15 protein-coding genes, 1 rRNA gene and 1 other annotated feature are annotated in these 17,151 nt (G+C 71.9%); of the genes, 9 read left to right on the top strand and 7 right to left on the bottom strand.

What is annotated here, in order from left to right; translation table 11 throughout:
* The first annotated feature begins 43 nt into the window (after positions 1 to 43).
* The 3 genes from HUN58_RS14945 (at position 44) to HUN58_RS14935 (ending at position 2,892) form a co-directional block, all read left to right on the top strand.
* A complete protein-coding gene (locus HUN58_RS14945) occupies positions 44 to 1,036 on the top strand; it encodes a hypothetical protein (RefSeq protein ID WP_180225081.1) in 993 nt (330 codons plus the stop codon).
* Positions 1,029 to 2,489 (top strand): hypothetical protein, encoded by a 1,461-nt coding sequence (locus HUN58_RS14940; RefSeq protein WP_217488539.1) that lies wholly within the window; start codon positions 1,029 to 1,031, stop codon positions 2,487 to 2,489. Before HUN58_RS14945 ends, HUN58_RS14940 begins: the two co-directional genes overlap by 8 nt.
* A gap of 85 nt (positions 2,490 to 2,574) precedes the next feature.
* A complete protein-coding gene (locus tag HUN58_RS14935; RefSeq protein WP_180225080.1) occupies positions 2,575 to 2,892 on the top strand; it encodes a hypothetical protein in 318 nt (105 codons plus the stop codon).
* A gap of 116 nt (positions 2,893 to 3,008) precedes the next feature.
* On the opposite strand, the gene HUN58_RS14930 is transcribed toward HUN58_RS14935, so the two are convergent.
* Positions 3,009 to 3,956 (bottom strand): AraC family transcriptional regulator, encoded by a 948-nt coding sequence (locus HUN58_RS14930; RefSeq protein ID WP_254631508.1) that lies wholly within the window; start codon positions 3,954 to 3,956, stop codon positions 3,009 to 3,011.
* Between the two features lie 121 nt (positions 3,957 to 4,077).
* On the opposite strand from HUN58_RS14930, the gene HUN58_RS14925 reads away from it, so the two are divergent.
* On the top strand, positions 4,078 to 4,839 hold the full coding sequence (locus tag HUN58_RS14925; protein WP_180225079.1) for an SDR family NAD(P)-dependent oxidoreductase: 762 nt from the start codon (positions 4,078 to 4,080) through the stop codon (positions 4,837 to 4,839).
* A 260-nt stretch (positions 4,840 to 5,099) separates the two neighbouring features.
* Here the strand turns inward: HUN58_RS14925 and HUN58_RS14920 are convergent, their stop codons facing one another.
* From HUN58_RS14920 to HUN58_RS14900, 5 genes are all read right to left on the bottom strand, one after another.
* Positions 5,100 to 5,759, bottom strand: coding sequence for an ABC transporter ATP-binding protein (locus HUN58_RS14920; protein ID WP_217488538.1), 660 nt, complete (start codon positions 5,757 to 5,759; stop codon positions 5,100 to 5,102).
* Complete coding sequence (locus tag HUN58_RS14915) at positions 5,756 to 7,675, bottom strand: hypothetical protein (RefSeq protein WP_180225077.1); 1,920 nt, start codon at positions 7,673 to 7,675, stop codon at positions 5,756 to 5,758. Before HUN58_RS14915 ends, HUN58_RS14920 begins: the two co-directional genes overlap by 4 nt.
* The gene (locus tag HUN58_RS14910; protein WP_180225076.1) at positions 7,672 to 8,043 is read right to left on the bottom strand and encodes a lactococcin 972 family bacteriocin; all 372 of its coding nucleotides are present in this window, start codon (positions 8,041 to 8,043) and stop codon (positions 7,672 to 7,674) included. Before HUN58_RS14910 ends, HUN58_RS14915 begins: the two co-directional genes overlap by 4 nt.
* A gap of 172 nt (positions 8,044 to 8,215) precedes the next feature.
* Positions 8,216 to 9,145: an NADP-dependent oxidoreductase gene (locus HUN58_RS14905; RefSeq protein WP_180225075.1), complete on the bottom strand. Its 930-nt coding sequence runs from the start codon at positions 9,143 to 9,145 to the stop codon at positions 8,216 to 8,218.
* Positions 9,146 to 9,246: 101 nt separating this feature from the next.
* Positions 9,247 to 10,107: a hypothetical protein gene (locus tag HUN58_RS14900; protein WP_180225074.1), complete on the bottom strand. Its 861-nt coding sequence runs from the start codon at positions 10,105 to 10,107 to the stop codon at positions 9,247 to 9,249.
* Positions 10,108 to 10,272: 165 nt separating this feature from the next.
* On the opposite strand from HUN58_RS14900, the gene HUN58_RS14895 reads away from it, so the two are divergent.
* From HUN58_RS14895 to HUN58_RS14875, 5 genes are all read left to right on the top strand, one after another.
* Positions 10,273 to 12,693, top strand: a complete 2,421-nt coding sequence (locus tag HUN58_RS14895) for an excinuclease ABC subunit UvrA (protein WP_180225073.1) — start codon at positions 10,273 to 10,275, stop codon at positions 12,691 to 12,693.
* Between the two features lie 150 nt (positions 12,694 to 12,843).
* Positions 12,844 to 13,689, top strand: a complete 846-nt coding sequence (locus tag HUN58_RS14890) for an ABC transporter ATP-binding protein (protein WP_180225072.1) — start codon at positions 12,844 to 12,846, stop codon at positions 13,687 to 13,689.
* Positions 13,686 to 14,552 carry an ABC transporter permease gene (locus HUN58_RS14885; protein ID WP_180225071.1) on the top strand — a complete coding sequence of 289 codons (867 nt, stop codon included), beginning with the start codon at positions 13,686 to 13,688 and terminating at the stop codon, positions 14,550 to 14,552. Before HUN58_RS14890 ends, HUN58_RS14885 begins: the two co-directional genes overlap by 4 nt.
* 52 nt (positions 14,553 to 14,604) lie before the next feature.
* Positions 14,605 to 15,816 carry a sensor histidine kinase gene (locus HUN58_RS14880; protein ID WP_180225070.1) on the top strand — a complete coding sequence of 404 codons (1,212 nt, stop codon included), beginning with the start codon at positions 14,605 to 14,607 and terminating at the stop codon, positions 15,814 to 15,816.
* Positions 15,813 to 16,436, top strand: coding sequence for a response regulator transcription factor (locus HUN58_RS14875; RefSeq protein ID WP_180225069.1), 624 nt, complete (start codon positions 15,813 to 15,815; stop codon positions 16,434 to 16,436). The genes HUN58_RS14880 and HUN58_RS14875 overlap by 4 nt, the downstream gene beginning before the upstream one ends.
* Positions 16,437 to 16,559: 123 nt before the next feature.
* On the opposite strand, the gene rrf is transcribed toward HUN58_RS14875, so the two are convergent.
* A 5S ribosomal RNA gene (rrf, locus tag HUN58_RS14870) occupies positions 16,560 to 16,676 on the bottom strand.
* 150 nt (positions 16,677 to 16,826) lie between these two features.
* Positions 16,827 to 17,094, bottom strand: a sequence feature (23S ribosomal RNA rRNA prediction is too short).
* Positions 17,095 to 17,151 lie beyond the last annotated feature (57 nt).

Here is a 17,151-nt window from a genome sequence, read left to right as displayed (position 1 = left end):
CGGGTAGTTTTCCGAAGACCAAAAGGTGAGGACAGGAGTGACGTTGCCCCAACCAATCGACCCCGAGAAGCTGAAGCAGGGCCTGGCCAAGACCCTCGACACGGTGGGGCAGGCCACACGTGACACCTCGTCGCGCGTGATCGGCCAAGCGCGCTCCTTGCGGGAATCAGCGGCGGATGCTCTCGAGGCCCGGAGGGTCCCGGACGAAGATCCGTACGAACGAGCCACGGTCGACTACAACGCGGCGCACACGTCGATGACCGACACGGGCCTCGCGCTCCTCCGGCAGCGTGAGCGGTCGACGGACCTGCTCGCACTCGTCGAGCACCTGGTCAACAGCATCGCCAACACGCCGAAGTCGTTCGAGACGGCCTTCGAGGGGGTCCAGCTCAACCGGACCGCGTTCGTCGAGGCCGAAGAGTTCGCGCGGAAGGATCTTGAAGCCGCTCGGGCGTCGGCAATCGGCGCCGGTGCCGGCATCTCGGTCGGCGCCGCCGTGGCGAGCCTCGCGCCCGCAGCGGCGATGTGGACTGCGACGACCTTCGGCGCGGCGTCCACCGGCACGGCGATCTCGACGCTGTCGGGAGCGGCAGCCACCAACGCAGCACTCGCGTGGTTGGGCGGCGGCGCGCTGGCGGCCGGCGGGGGCGGAACCGCGATGGGCGGAGCGCTCCTCGCACTGGCCGGTCCGATCGGCTGGAGCGTGGCCGGGGCGGCGCTCCTCACGTCGATCGTGCTCTTCACGAAGAAGAAGTCCGAGACACGGAAAGCGAAGCACCAGGCGCTGCTCGCGCTTCGCGAGAACACTGCCGCCGTCCGGTCGCTCGAGACGCAGATCAGGGCCCTGCTCGAGCGGAGCACATCGGTCCGCAAACTCCTGCGAGACAACTACACGCAGTCGCTCGCCGCCTTCGGCCAGGACTTCACCGGGCTCTCCAAGGCGGATCAGGCGCGTCTTGCGTCACTGGTCAACTCAGCGTCCTCCTGCGCGGGCCTCCTCGGGACGCGCATCGTGCCGGAGACAGCGGGTGACTGACCCGATCAGCGGCGCGAAGCGGACCCAGGAGCAGGCTGTCGCTGCCTGGGTGAACCACCTCAACGAGGTCCGCCTCGAGACGCTGTTCGCCCGCCTGGAACGGCACGCCGACGACCTCGACGGAGCACTCTCGTTGGTCGACGCAGCGCTCCGCAGGATCGACCTCGAGGTCGTCGCCCGGAACCGAGGCGGAGTGAAGGGAATGCACGGCTTCATCGCGGAGGTCGCCGAGGTCGGCGTCGGCAACGCCCGAGCACGGATCGTCGGCGAGGCTGCTCGCTACGGGTGGGTCAACGACAACGGCCCGGTCGACCTCCTCCGGGACGGCGTCGAGATCCAGCAGAAGTTCGTCGCCGCGGGCGGTCGTCTCGGGCTGGGGGCGATCGGCGAGCACCTCGACAAGTATCCGGACTTCATCCGGAACGGTGGGAAGTACCAGATCCCCGCGGACCACTACGAGACCATCCGCGACCTGCACGCCATGTCGGCAACCGACGCGAGCAAGCTCGTCGCGGGGTCCGGTGACGGCCCGTCGTACCGGGACTGGCTTCGCGTCCGAGCGTTCTTCGGTACCGGACGAGTCGACGTGGACTCCCTCGAGCCATCTGCGCTCGACTACGCGGACGTCCAACGCGGCTCGTACACGGCCACTCTCGAGAGCGAGAAGGACTCGCTGCGCGCAACCGCTCGATCACAGCGTGCCGATGCATCCGCCGCAGGGCGAGCATCCATCCGAGAGGCGGGCAAGGCCACGATCGCCTCCGGCGCCGTCGAGGGGGTGACGACGTTCGTCATGGCAGTCGTCAGGAAGCACCGTGCCGGGACACCGCTCGCGCAGTTCACCACCGGCGACTGGACCGAGGTCCTCGGCGAATCGGGAGTGGGCGTCGTGAAGGGCGGTGTCCGCGGTGCGAGTGTCTACACCTTGACCAACCTGGCCGCGACGCCCGCTGCTGTTGCGAGTGCACTCGTCACGGCGAGCTTCGGTGTCGCCGAGCTGGCGAACGGGCTACGTACCGGAACGATCACGGAGAGCGAGTTCATCGAGCGTGCCGAACTGGTCTCGCTGGAAGCTGCGGTCAGTGCGGTCTCGTCGCTCGTCGGCCAAGCGGTCATCCCGATCCCGGTCCTCGGAGCCGTGATCGGCAACACGATCGGGACCGTGATGTACCAGACGGTGTCCGATTCCCTCGCTCGGCGGGAGCGCGAGCTCCTCGAGCGATACGCCGACGAGCAGCGGTTGCTCGGAGAACGTCTCACGAGCGAACAGGAACAACTCGTCGACCGGCTCAGATCCGCGACGTCGACGTACGTCGCAGTCCTCGACCGCGCGTTCTCACCAGACGTGGACATCGCGCTCACCGGATCGGTCGCGCTCGCGATCGAGGTCGGGGTGGCTTCCGCGGACATCCTCGACTCCGACGAGAAGACCGCGGCCTACTTCCTCGACTGACGTCCGGTGGACGGTCTGATGGGACTCAGCCGGACCGGCCTCGGAACGCGAGTGCCCGGACGAAGAACGCCGCTACGCTCACCCCATGCCCGAGCGCATCATGTACGTCCAGCTGAAGACCGGCCGCCCCCTCGAAGCCGGCCCCGCCTGGATCAGCCGCGTGCGCTTCACGAAGACCTGGAAGACGGCGTACTTCCACGGCCGCACCCTCGCCCGCGAGCAGTCGTGGGACGCCAACTTCCGCGACGTCGACACCGACGAGTGGTTCTGGCTCTCCGGCCCGAAGCGCGACCGCACCGACGCCCGGTACGGCCACGGCGCCCCCGCCGTCGACGACGACGCCCGCGCCGACTATCAGGCGTTCCTCGACGGCGCCCCACTCCCCGGCCGCGAACACGGCTGACCTCCCGGCACACGCGTGGTCGCGCAGCGACGTCGCTCACCGCACGACCCACCGGACGGGAGGCGCCTCACCACCCCGCCCCGCGCCTCCAGTCCGTCCCGCCCCACCCCGCGCGACTACACCGCCGTCGCCAACGCCAGCTGCGCCCGCGCCACCACCGCATCCGCGGCCGGCGGCCGCCCGTACGCCTCCCGGTAGTCCCGCGAGAAGTGCGACGCACTCCGGAACCCGACCGCAGCCGCTGCCCGCGCCGCGGTGTCCCCGTGCACGACCATCCGCCGCCGCGCCTCCCCCAGCCGCGTCCGCTTGAGGTACTGCGCCGGCGTCATCCCCGTCGCCTCCTTGAACCGGGCGAACAGCGTCGACTCGCTCACCCGCAGCGTCCGGGCGAGCCGGTCCATCGACCACGGCTCGTCCATCCGCGAGGTCAGCAGCGCCGTCGCCCCTGCCACGACCGAGGTCCCGCTGCCGTCGAGCGCCGCAGTGATCCGGGGCGCCTGCGGGGTCTGCAGCAGCCGCAGCACGATCTCCCGCGAGACGAGCGGGAACAGCACGGGGATGTCCTCGGGGGCGTCGAGCAGCCCGAGCAGCCGGGCGAACGCGTCCGCGAGGGGCTCGGTCCAGCTCCCGAGCCGCGGCACCGGCGCAGCACCGACCCCGGCGCCGGGGACGGACATCGACGCGACGACCTCACCGACGACGGCCGGGTCGAGCCGCCAGACCGCGGAGACGAAGCCGTCCTCGCCCGCGGCGTCGACCACCCCGGCGACGACGGGCAGGTCCACGGGCGTGATGATGAACCGCTCGCGTCCCCACTCCTGGTCGTCGTCCCCGACGATCGAGCGCTTCCGCCCGCGCAGCACGACCGACAGCGAGGGCACGTACCGACGGTCGAACAGCGCCGTCGGCTGGTGCACCCGCGACACGGTCAGCCCGAGGGCCTCCGCGTGGTGGGCGGAGCCGGTGCGGGCGACGGCGTCGTGGCCATCGCGGCCGAGGACCGCCGCGTGCGCCGACGCGGTCGCCGCCGCACGGTCCAGGTGCTGCGCGATGCGGTCGTCCACGTCGCCAACCTACCCACGCGGACGCGGCAGTACGAGGTGCAGGACCGGCGTCACGGGATCCGGCAAGGTCCTCGCGGATCCGGGCAAGGACCGGGCTCCCCCGCGGCGCGAGCATCGGACCATGACGAACACCACCGGAACCCGCACCGCCCTCGTGACCGGCGCCTCGAGCGGCATCGGCGAGGCCATCGCGCGCGAGCTCGCCGCCGCCGGCCTGACCGTCGCCGTCCACGGCCGCGACGAGCAGCGCACCCGAGCGGTCGCCGCCGACATCCAGGCGCAGGGCGGCCGCGCCGTCGCCCTCGTCGGCGACCTGTCCGCGAGCGCCACCGACGTCCGAGCCCTCGCGACTCAGGCGCTCGACCAACTCGGCGACCGCGTCGACGTCCTCGTGAACAACGCCGGCGTCTACCCCGGCGGCCCGACCGAGTCGCTGTCCGACGACACCGTCGACGCCCTGCTCGCGACGAACGTCCGCGCACCGCACGTCCTCGTCGCCGCGCTCGCACCCGGCATGGCGGAGCGCGGCGACGGCGTCGTCGTGAACATCGGATCGTGGATGGCGCGCGTGGGCGTCCCGTTCATGGCGCTCTACCCCGCGACGAAGGCCGCGGTCGAACAGCTCACCCGCGCGTGGGCAGCGGAGTACGGGCACCGCGGCATCCGCGTGGTCACGGTCGCGCCGGGCGCGACGTCGACGCCGGGGAACGCCGACTCGGCCGAGGTCCTCGCAGCGATGACCCAGGGCACCCCGGCGGGCCGGCCGGTGCAGCCGGTCGACATCGCCCGTGCGGTCCGGTGGGTCGCCTCCGACCAGGCGGCCTTCATCACGGGCGGCACGATCGACGTCGACGGCGGGATCGCGTCGACGCGGCTCGGCTGACGGCGCGACCGCAGGGCGACTGCGGGGCTACCCGTGTCGGCGACCGCGCCGACAGAGCCGGATCGTCGTGCCGACCCAGCAGCCACCGCCCGCGCTCGCGAGCCCGCTGACGACCGCACCGACGACGTGACAGGGAGTGTCCCCGGTTGCGGTCGCGAAGGCCGAACCCGTGACGATCAGGGGGATCGTCACGGCGACGGCGACCAAGGGGCTGCGCACGAGCCTGCACACGACCGTGCGCGCTGGCCGACCGTCGGCGCTCACGTCCGGGTTCCGCGTCCCAGGTCGAGACCGGCGTCCGTCCAGTCGATCAGGTCCGGATCGTGCGTGGCGACGACGATCGCAGCCCCTCCGGACCGCATCCGCTCGAATGCGCCACACACCCGCGCCGCGCTCGTCCGGTCGAGTGACGCGGTCGGTTCGTCAGCGAGCACGAGCTCCGGCTGCTGCACGAGCACGCGAGCCACTGCGACCCGCTGCTGTTCGCCGCCGCTGAGCAGGCCGGCACGCGTGCGCCCGCGTCCGTCGAGTCCGACGACGTCGAGCGCCTCGTCGATCCGGTGCCCGACCGCCGCCCGCGAAAGGCCCGGCAACCGGACGACGCGCAGGTTCTGCTCGACCGTCCACTGCGGGACCACCGCGTGGTCCTGGACGACGAAGCCGACGACGTCTCGACGGAGGATCCGGCCTTCGCGAGCGGAGCAGCGATGGACGTCGATCCCGAGCAGGCGCACGGCGCCTCGCTGCGGGCGCTCCAGCCCACCGAGACAGCGGAGCAGCGTGCTCTTGCCCTCACCAGAAGCACCTCGGACGGACAGGGTCGAGCCCGCGTCGACCGTCAGCGACAGGCCGTCCCAGAGCGTCCTCGGCCCGATGTCGAACCCGAGCGCGTGCGCCTCGAGCGGCGGTCTCCCACTCACCACGTCTTCCTCCATCGATCTGCTCGACGCAGGGCACCGGCACCCATGATCGTCGCGAGGAGCGTCCCCACGACGACGGCGCCGACCGACGCGACGCCGATCGCCCGTGCCGCGGAGCCGTCGACGGCGAGCTCAGCCATCCCGGCGACGACCGCGACGACCGTTGACGTGATCGCGGTGAACGCTCGGTGCTGCACGAACGGGTGCCGTCCGACCAGGAACCGGACGCGAGCGGAGCGCTGCGTCCGTGTCCGGTGCTCCCCCACCAAGACCACGCCGGCGAGCACGATCGCGAGTCCGGCGACGGACGCCGCCGTGGTCTGCGTCGCGCGCTCTGCCCGCACCGCGCTGATCTGTCGTTCGACGCCCACTCCGACGCGGTTGACCTGCAGCACGGCATCGGTGAGCCCGGCATCCGTGAGCGCTCGGTCGAGCGCCGCACGGTCGGCGAACCGGACCTCTCCGTTCGCCACCGCGGTACCGATCTGGTTGGGTGCGATGTCACTCGGATCCGGCACGACGAGCACCGGGATCTCCGGCCACGACGGCAGCGCCGGCTCGATGCCGTTCGTCCAGTCGAGGACGGCCTCGGTGACGACGGCGGTGGACGGCACTCGTCGGAGCACGATCTCGACCTGCCGTGGGGGCGTCCGTTCCTCCACCTGCCACCCGACGGCGAGGTCCGCTGCAGCCGACTCCACGGCCTGGTCCGCCACCGCCGCGAGGGCGTCCGGGATGAGCAGGACCGGTTGATCGTGCGGAGCGGGCGTCCCGTCGAGCACCGCGGGGAGCGTCGCGGTCGCGTCGCCCACGAGCGTGAAGCGGTCCATGAAGGACGACTGGGCCATGCTCGCCGTCCCTTGCTCCAGCTGCTGGAGGCCGATCCTCCCGAGTTGGACGTCCTGCGTGAGGGCGGTCGGCCCGAGTCCGAGGACGACGTCGTCCCCGTGCTGTGACTCCGCGACGAGTGTGCGTTCGAGTGCCTGCGCCGCCGCTCGGCCCTGCACGACCGCGTGGACGTCCACGACGACCGTCGCGACGAGGGCACTCGCGGCCACACCGACCACGACCGGAGCCCATGACGGACGAACTCCGCGGCGTCCGGTCCGGATCGTGACGAGAGCGCACACGACGTGGACAGCGAGGATGGCGATCCCGGTCACCATCGACCAGGCACCGGCGGCGGTGACCGCGAAGCTCCGCGCAGCCGCGCCGGAACCGGACCACAGCACGATTGCGGTCACCACCAGCACCGAAGCCGACACCACCGGGACGACGATCCGACCGATCTCCCCGGCCTCGGTCCACGCGACACGAGCACCTGTCCATCCCGATCGCAGGCGGAGTACCTGTCTGGGGGTCCGTCGTCCGGCTTCGGCGACGAGCGCGATCACGAGACCGAGCGCCGCTGCCGTCGCGAGCGCACCGGTCGCGGGTTCGGACAGCGCGAACAGGAGTGCGGAGCGGGGGTCAGGCGTCGTGTCCGCCACGTCGTACCCGGCCGTGCGGAGCTGCGCGAGGAAGTCGTCGACCGAGCGGCCGTCTCCGTCGATCGCGAGTGTGCCCTGCAGGTCGAGGTCGGCACCGTGGCCGATGGGTGTGACGACGAGCTCCGTTCCGAGTCCCTGTGCCTGCGGCGTCCCGCGGAAGGTGAACGCCCGCCATCGATCCTGGTCGCCGTGCCGATCCGGGACGACCAGGGACACCGAGACGTCCGCGTCGGCGGCGGCACCGGTGATCGTGCGGATCCGCTCGACCTTCGGCGAGTCGACGGGCAGGGCCGTCACCGCGACGGTCGTGCGACCGACGAGCAGACCGAGCGTGGCCACCTCGCGCGCGGTGCTCACGGCGAGGGCAGCCGCGAGGAGCAGTGCGGCCACCACCGCGAGGACGGTGGCGGCCGCGACGTTCCTCATCCGCGGGTGTCCCAGAACGCCTGGTTGCCGGAGATCGCCTTCGGCCGGTGTGCGTACGCCACCTTCGTCGGCGGCATCCACGCCGACCGGACGAGGACGTTGCTCGACCTCACCGATGCCCGGTGCGTGGACCGGGCCGTGTTGAAGACCGAGTGCACCTGGCCGTCCCACACTCCGTAGGTCCACGTCCCGCCACCGACGAACTCGGTACCGTTCCTCGCCTGCTGCGCCCGGTCGGCGGACGCGCTCCCTCCCGTGGTCTGTTCGACCGTTCCCGGCCGTCCGTCCGCCGTCGCGCTCGTCACCCCGAGCGCGCACAGCGCTGCCGTACCCGCCAGCACGGCGATGGCCATGGTCGTCTTCCGCATCTGTCGTTCCCCTCCGTCAGGACCCGCGGCGCGGGCCGTCCGGCGAAGATAGCAGCCAGGATCAGGTATCGGAAGTTCCAGATATCACAGATGTCGGATCACGGACGGGAGGCACCGTGCCAGCTGGCACCGTGCCTCCCGTCCGCTTGCTGGTCGCCCGGGCGACCGCCACTCACCAGGTGAGCACGAACCGCCCCCGGGTCCCGCCGGCGGCGAGGCGCTCGTGCGCCTCCCCCGCCCGCGCAGCGGGCAGCACCTCCGCGACCCGCGGCGTCAGCACCCCGTCCTCCACCGCCTGCCGGAGCTCCTCGAGCAGGTCGAACGACGTGTACTCCGAGAACACCATGATCCGTTCGAACCGGATGCCGCGAGCGCCGTTGCCCTCCCAGCCCCGGACGTCCGCGAACACCCCGCCGTCGCGGACCGCGTCGACGACCTCCTCACGCTGGACCGCGGCATCGGCGAGCGCATCGGCCCCGTCCGGCACGATCGCACGGACGGCTGCGGCGAACCCGCCGCCCCGCGGCACGACGTGGTCGGGGCCGAGCGAGCGGACGAGCTCCTCGTCCTTCGGTGCGGCATCGGCGATGACGGTGATCCCCCGCTGCTTCGCGAGCTGGACGACGTAGTTCCCGAGCAGCCCAGCGGCGCCGGTCACCGCGAGGGTGTCCCCCGGCGACAGTGCGGCACGCGCGAGGATCTGGAGCGCGGTCAGGCCGTTCATCGGCACGGTCGCGGCCTCCTCGATCGAGGTACCGGCCGGGATGCGCGTGAAGGAGCCAACTGGGGCGACGAGCTGCTCGACGTAGGCACCGCCGTGCTCGGACAGTGGGAGGGCCATCGCCATGACCTGGTCGCCCACCTGCCAGCCGTCCACGTCGGGACCGACCTCGTCGACCACCCCGGCGGCGTCCATCCCGGGCACGTACGGCGGCGCGGTGTCGGTCTCCCGCTGCCCCTCGCGCACCCCCGTGTCAGTGGGGTTCACGGCGAACGCCTGCACCCGGATGCCGACGGTACCGGGGCCGGCGTGCGGCTCCGGGACCTCGTGGACGGCGAGGGCTTCGGGCCCTCCGAACGTTTCGACTCCGACGACCTGCATGTCCTCCGGTCTACCCGCCGTCCACGACGGGGACTCAGCGGACGTTGCAGGAGCGAACACCCGCGGCCGACGCCGAGCGGCCCGCGCGGCGTCGCTGCGGGTCAGTCCTCGTCGACGGCGTCCGGGTCGACCAGGCACCCGCTCTCGAGCAGCACGTCCTCGGCGCGCTGTCCGATCGTCGCCCGGCCGTGCCAGTCGCCCGGCGCGGCCAGGTGTCCACCGCCGCCGTCGAACCGCTGGGTCAGCTCGTAGCCCTCGTCCTGCAGCAGGCGGACCGCCAGCTCGCTCATCCGGGCACCCTCGGCGTCCGGCACCGTCGCGGACGGCGACGGCACCTGCGGACCGGTCGCCGCCGTCGCGGGATCCGTCGGCGCTCCGTCCCCGACGAACCAGGAGTAGCGGACCATCGTGCCCGCGCCGCGGTTGTCCAGTCGGCAGGTGTCCGTCTCGACCTCGGCCGGCGGCGACGAACTGTCCCGCCCCATGGCCGCGACGACCCGGTCGCCGAGGGACCGAAGCTCCTCCCGCGCCTGCGCCACGGTGCGCGCCGTCTCCTGGTCCGTCGGCGGCCGCGCACGCTCGGCAGCGTCGGCGGCCATGCGCACCCCCTGGACGAACGGCAGCGGCAACAGCGTCACCCCGCCCAAGGCCGTCAGGAGCAGGCACACGGCCGGACCGACGACACGCGCCGACCGGCCGTCACGCTGCTCCCTGCGTAGCCGGAGGAAGCCCGAGAGCGGCACGCCGAAGCCGAGCGCCGCCGCGACCAGGTAGGCGAGCAGCATGCCGCCGTCGGACCACCGGTCCGACCACGGCCCGGCAGTGGACAGGACGGAGGCCAGGGCCACCCACCAGCCGACGAACAACGCGACGATGCTGCCCGCGATCCACCCACCGGCGCTCGCGCGGCCCTCGCCGGCCGGGGCGCTGCCGCCCCGCGCCTCGTCATCGTCCCCCGTCATGCCTCCCCTTCCCCACGCCCACCGTACCGACCGCCGGACGGGAGGCACGGTGTCAGCCCGCCCCGTGCCTCCCGTCCGGCTCCCGGTCACCACCGCAGCCGACCCACCGGGGCCCGAACCTGCGATCCGGAACGGCGCTCGACGGTTCCGCCTACGCTCGAATGAATGCCCGCCCCGCACCACCCAGCCGACCAGCCGTCGTCGTCCGACGGGTGCATCCGCGTCCGCGGCGCCCGCGAGCACAACCTCCGCGACGTCGACGTGGACATCCCCCGAGACCGGATCGTCGCCTTCACGGGCGTGTCCGGCTCCGGCAAGTCGAGTCTGGCGTTCGGCACCGTCTTCGCCGAGGCGCAGCGCCGCTTCCTGGAGTCCGTCGCCCCGTACGCCCGCCGGCTCATCGCGCAGGGCAGCACCCCGCACGTCGACTCGATCACGGGCCTGCCGCCGGCCGTCGCCCTGCAGCAGCGTCGTGGTGCCCCGAGCACCCGCTCGACGGTGGGCACGCTGACGACCCTGAGCAACTCCGTCCGCATGCTCTACTCGCGCGCCGGCACCTACCCCGAGGGCGCCGAGCAGCTGTACTCGGACTCGTTCTCGCCGAACACCGCGACCGGGGCGTGCCCGCGCTGCCACGGGCTCGGGACGGCGCACGAGGTGACCGAGGCCTCCGCCGTGCACGACCCCTCGCTGAGCATCCGAGACGGCGCGATCACCGCATGGCCCGGCGCGTGGCAGGGCAAGAACCTCCGTGACGTCACGGCGGTGCTCGGCTACGACATCGACCGGCCGTGGCGGGACCTGCCGCAGGCGGACCGCGACTGGCTGCTGTTCACCGAGGAGCAGCCCGTCGTGCAGGTCCACCCGAAGCGCGACCGGGTCGCGAAGCCCTACAAGGGGCGCTTCTGGAGCGCCCGGCAGTACACGCTCCACACGCTCGCGGACTCGCAGAGCGAGGCCCAGCGGAACAAGGCGATGCGCTTCGTCGAGTCCGGCCCGTGCCAGCTCTGCGGCGGCTCCGGGCTCACCCGCGCGGCGCTCGCGGTGACGTTCGGCGGACTGTCGATCGCCCGGTTCAACGCGCTGCCGCTCACCGAGGTCGCCGAGGTCCTCCGGCCGGCGGCGACGCTGACGGACCCCGCGCCCGCGCAGAGCCGGGTTACGTCCGGCGAGCGGTCCGAGGTGGCGAAGTCGATCGCCGCGGACCTGCTGTCCCGTGTCGAGGTCCTCACCGGACTCGGGCTCGGCTACCTCGGGCTCGACCGGGCAACGCCGACGCTCTCCCCCGGTGAGATGCAGCGCCTCCGCATCGCTACTCAGCTCCGCTCGGGCTTGTTCGGGGTCGTGTACGTCCTCGACGAGCCGAGCGCCGGCCTGCACCCGGCGGACGCCGAGCCCCTGGTCCGGGTGCTCGAGGACCTCCGCGCGAGCGGCAACAGCGTCTTCGTGGTCGAACACGACATGGACATCGTCCGTCAGGCCGACTGGATCGTCGACGTCGGCCCCGGCGCAGGCTCCGGCGGCGGCTGCGTCCTGTACAGCGGTCCGCCCGAGGGCCTCGCCGAGGTGTCGGAGAGCGTCACCCGGCGGTTCCTGCAGCCGGGTCGGGCGGTCCCGGCGCACGAGCAGCGCACGCCCGTCGGCATCCTCGAGCTCCGGGACGTCTCGCTGCACAACCTGGACCACCTCGTCGTCGACCTGCCCCTCGGGGTCATGACCGCGGTCACCGGGGTGTCCGGCTCGGGCAAGTCCTCGCTCGTCGGCGGCGTCCTGCCCGCCGTCGCGACGGCGCACCCGATCGTCAGCCGCGTGGTCGAGGTCGACCAGAAGCCGATCGGTCGCACGCCCCGCTCGAACCTCGCCACCTACACGGGGATGTTCGACGCCGTCCGCCAGGCCTTCGCCGCCACGGACGACGCCCGGCAGCGCGGCTGGTCCGCCGGCCGCTTCTCGTTCAACGTCGAGGGTGGCCGGTGCGAGGTCTGCCAGGGCGAGGGCTCTGTCTCCGTCGAACTCCTGTTCCTGCCGGGCAGCTGGGCGCCGTGCCCCGAGTGCCACGGCTCCCGGTACAACGCCGAGACGCTCGAGGTCCACCGGAACGGTGCGTCGATCGCCGACGTCCTCGGCATGACCGTCGACGAGGCCGCCGCCGCGCTCGACGACCTGCCCGCCGCGTCACGTGCGCTCGACGCCCTCCGCAGTGTCGGACTCGGGTACCTGCGCCTGGGGCAGCCCGCGCCGGAGCTCTCCGGCGGCGAGGCGCAGCGCATCAAGCTCGCCACCGAACTCCAGCGCGCCCGCTCCGGTCACACGCTCTACCTGCTCGACGAGCCGACGACCGGCCTGCACCCGGCGGATGTCGAGCTGCTCACCGCCCAGCTCGCACGGCTCACCGACGCGGGCAACACCGTCGTGGTGGTCGAGCACACCATGTCGGTCGTCGCGCAGGCGGACCACGTCATCGACATGGGCCCGTCCGGCGGGGACGAGGGCGGCCGGGTGGTCGCGGCCGGCACACCGGCCGTGGTCGCGGCAGCGCCGGACAGCCGGACGGCGCCCTTCCTGCAGGCGGCGCTCGGTTCCTGACGGGGCCCGGCACCGGCCTGGAGGCACGGGGCGGGCCCGCCACGCGCCTCCAGTCGGTCCGTCGGTCCGTAGCGGCATCCTCCGATCGGAGGATGCCGTTCCGCCCGGCCCTCCGATCCGGTGCGGCCATCCGGCGAGGAGGCTGGGGTCATGCCCAGCAGCCCCGCCATCGAGGTCGAGCACCTCTCGAAGCAGTACCCGAACGGCAAGCGCGCCGTCACCGACGTCTCGTTCACGATCGACCGCGGCGAGACCTTCGCCTTGCTCGGCCCGAACGGCGCGGGCAAGTCCACGACCGTCGAGATCCTCGAGGGGTACCGGTCCCGGTCGGGCGGTTCCGTCCGGGTCCTCGGCCACGACCCGGCCCGCGCGAGCCGCAACCACAACGCCCGCGTCGGCATGGTCCTGCAGACGAGCGGCGAGTCCCCGAACGTCACCGTCGCCGAGCAGCTCGCGCACTTCCGGCACCTGTACCCGCGGAGCCGTCCGGTCGAGGAACTCCTCGCGGTCACCGGGCTCCACGAGCAGCGCAACACCCGTGTCAGCAAGCTGTCCGGTGGGCAGCGTCGGCGGGTCGACGTGGCCCTGGGGATCATCGGCCGCCCCGAGGTGCTGTTCCTCGACGAACCGACGACCGGCTTCGACCCCGAGGCTCGCCGGCAGTTCTGGCAGCTCATCGAGCAGGTCGCCAACGAGGGTACGACGATCCTGCTCACCACCCACTACCTCGACGAGGCCGCACACCTGGCCGACCGCGCGGCGGTGATCGCCGACGGCAGGCTGATCGACCTTGCCCCGATCGACGAGATCGGTGGCGCCGCGGCCCGCATCCCGGTCGTCCGGTGGCGGGACGACGACGGCGCGCAGCACGAGCGACGGACCGCGGACCCGGTCGCACTGGTACGCGGCTCGACCGAGCCGATGCACGACCTGGAGGTCGTCCGCCCCGCACTCGAGGACGTCTACCTCGCCATGATCGCGGAGCACGCAGCATGAACGCCGCGACGCCCGGCCCGGTCCGCGTCGAACCGGGGCGCAGTGGCCCGGCCCGCATCGGCCCGGTCCGAACAGGCGCGGTCCGCATCGGGTACGAGGTCCGTTCCTACTTCCGTGCCCCCGACTCCGTGTTCTTCACCTTCCTGTTCCCGATCATCATGCTGACGTTGTTCTCCGTCGCGTTCGACAGCGCCCCGGACATCCAGGCCGGCCCGGGCGTCAGCGTCGACTACGCGACCTACTACCTGCCCGGTCTCGTCGCGACCGCCTTCCTGCTCTCCGGCACCCAGTCGCTCGGCGTGGACATCGCCGGCGAGCGGAGCGACGGCACCCTGAAGCGCCTCGGTGGCACCCCGCTGCCCGTGCTCGCGTACTTCGTCGGGAAGGTCGGCATGGTGCTGGTGACCGTCGTCGCCCAGGTCGCCCTGCTGCTCGGCATCGCCGCGGTCGTCTTCGGCGTGCAGCTGCCCACCGACGGCGGCGCGTGGGCCCGCTTCGCCGGGATCATGCTGCTCGGCGTCGCCACGAGCTGCGTCCTGGGCATCGCGATCTCGGCGCTCCCCCGCGAGGGCCGACGCGCCACGGCGACCATCGTCCCGATCGTCCTGGTCCTGCAGTTCATCTCCGGCGTGTACCTCCCCTTCACGCAGCTCCCCGACTGGTTGCAGACCGTCGCCGGGGTCTTCCCCCTCCGCTGGATGGCTTCGGGCATGCGGTCGGTGTTCCTCCCCGAGGGCTTCGCGTCCGCCGAACCCGGGGGCGCCTGGCACCTCGGAATCGGTACCGCCGTCATGACAGCGTGGCTCGTCCTCGGCGCCGTCGTGTGCCTGCTGACGTTCCGGTGGAACCGACGGGACGCCTGACGTGCCCGTGGAGAACCCCGAGCGCGACGGCAACCAGTGGGATGCTGTCGACATGGACCGCACCAGCGCGCACGCCGACCTGGGCCTCCACGTCGCCTTCGGTGTGACCGTCGCGCTCGTGACGGTCATCGCCGCCCTCGGCTGGTCCCCGTGGTCGAGCCGCTGGCCGGCGTTCGCGATGCTCGGGGTCCTCGCCCTGACGTACGCCGCGTACGGATGGCGCGGGTACGCCCGATCCCGAGCGGCCGTCTGCTTCGTGCCGGTGCTCGTCGTGGCGGCCCTCGTGCTTCCGGCGGTCGTCCCGAGCACCGCTTTCGTGCAGTGCATCCTGTTCCCGGTCGCCTGGTGCCAGCTCGACCGCGTCCGCACCTCGGTCGCGGTGTCGGTCGTCATCGGGGTCGCCTCGGGCACAGGGCTGCAGATCGCCTCGGGACCGGGCGCCGTGGTGTCGACGCTCCTCATCGAGAGCGTCAGCGTCGCCGGTGCCTGCGCACTCGGACTGTGGATCACGCGGATCGCCCAGCTGTCCGACGAACGCCGGGTGCTCCTCGAACAACTGCAGGCCACCCAGGCGTCCCTCGCCGAGGCACACCGGACGGCCGGCATCACGAGCGAACGCGAACGCCTCGCGAGGGAGCTCCACGACACCGTTGCCCAGGACCTGGCGGGGATCGTCATGCTGACCGAGCGCGCCCGCGGCGACCTCGCTGCCCACCGCACGGACCGACTCGACGAACGGCTCGCCGTGCTCGAGGACTCCGCCCGGACGGCGCTCGAGGGATCCCGCACCCTCGTCGCTGCCGGTGCTGCGGGGGTCGCCGGAGACGGCCTCGGTGCCGCACTGCACCGACTCGGCGAACGGTTCCACCGCGAGACCGGCATCCCCGTCGTCGTCGACGCACCCGACTCCGCGCTGGACCGCGACGCGCAGGTCGTGCTGCTCCGCGTCGGACAAGAGGCGCTGGCGAACGTCCGCGCACATGCCCGAGCGCAGTCGGTGCAGATGCGCCTCCGCACGGATGCCGATCGCGTCACGCTGAGGGTCGTCGACGACGGAATGGGCTTCGAGCCGGCCCGTGCCGCCGCCGGTCGCGGGCTCCCAGGCCTGCGCGATCGGCTCGCCCTCGCCGGAGGCACCTGCACGGTCAGGTCCGCACCCGGCTCCGGCACCGTGGTCGAAGCCGCCCTGCCGCTCCAGCTCGTCACGACCGGCGCCTCCGCACCTGCCCAGGCCGGCGCCGTGTCCCCGCCGGTGCCCGCGTGATCCGGGTCCTCGTCGCGGACGACCACCCCATCGTCCGCGCGGGCATCGTCGCCCTGCTGCAGGACGCCGACGACGTGCAGGTGGTCGGGCAGGCCAGCGATGGCGAGACCGCGGTCAGCCTCGCACTCGCGGAGCGGCCGGACGTCGTCCTCATGGACCTGCGGATGCCCGGCATCGACGGCGATCAGGCCACCGCGCGCATCCTCGCTCGCGAGCCCAGGATCCGCGTGCTCATCCTGACCACCTACGAGTCCGACCGCCAGATCCTCGCCGCGATCGAGGCGGGAGCCGCCGGCTACCTGCTCAAGGCAGCCCCGGAGTCCGAGATCCTCGCGGGCCTGCGCGCCACCGCCCGCGGGGAGACCGCCCTCGCGCCGTCCGCCGCCGCGGCCCTCGTGCGCCGAGCCACCACGAAGGGCCCGACCGGACCGGCCCTCTCCCCCCGCGAGCACGAGGTCCTTCAGCTCGTCGCGCAGGGCCACTCGAACCCAGCGATCGGCCGGGCACTGTTCCTCAGCGAAACGACGGTGAAGACGCACCTCGGGCACGTGTTCGAGAAGCTCGGCGTGAACGACCGGACACGTGCCGTGACCCGAGCGATGGAGCTCGGGCTGCTCTGACCGCCACGGCGCCGACCACCGGAGCCACCACACAGGCCACCAGCTCGCCCGATGAACGGCCCGGAAACGCAGGAAACCCCTGACCAGTCATGGTCAGGGGTTCCCTGGTGTTACCAACGTTGAGTCCGGCGGCGTCCTACTCTCCCACAAGGTCCCCCTTGCAGTACCATCGGCGCTGAGAGGCTTAGCTTCCGGGTTCGGAATGTGACCGGGCGTTTCCCTCTCGCTATGACCACCGGAACATCTTCGACTTGACCCATCGGATCAAGAAAGCTGTCCCGCGCATGCGCGGTGTTCAGTTTCATGTTCCCGATCGTCTGTCGGGAACCACAAAGTGGACGCGAGCCCCACACCACGAATGGTGTGGGTAAAAAGTGTGTTGTCAAGTCTTCGGCTTATTAGTACCGGTCAGCTCCACGGGTCGTTAGTCCCCGCTTCCACATCCGGCCTATCAACCCAGTAGTCTGCTGGGAGCCTCTCACACTCAAGGTGCATGGAAATCTCATCTCGAAGACGGCTTCCCGCTTAGATGCTTTCAGCGGTTATCCGGTCCGAACGTAGCTAATCAGCGGTGCCCTTGGCAGAACAACTGACACACCAGAGGTTCGTCCATCCCGGTCCTCTCGTACTAGGGATAGATCTTCTCAAATTTCCAACGCGCGCAGCGGATAGGGACCGAACTGTCTCACGACGTTCTAAACCCAGCTCGCGTACC

The organism is Curtobacterium sp. Csp1 (assembly GCF_013347185.1).
The sequence above is the reverse complement of the archived record's forward strand: the minus strand, read 5'-3'. Positions and strand labels throughout refer to the sequence as shown.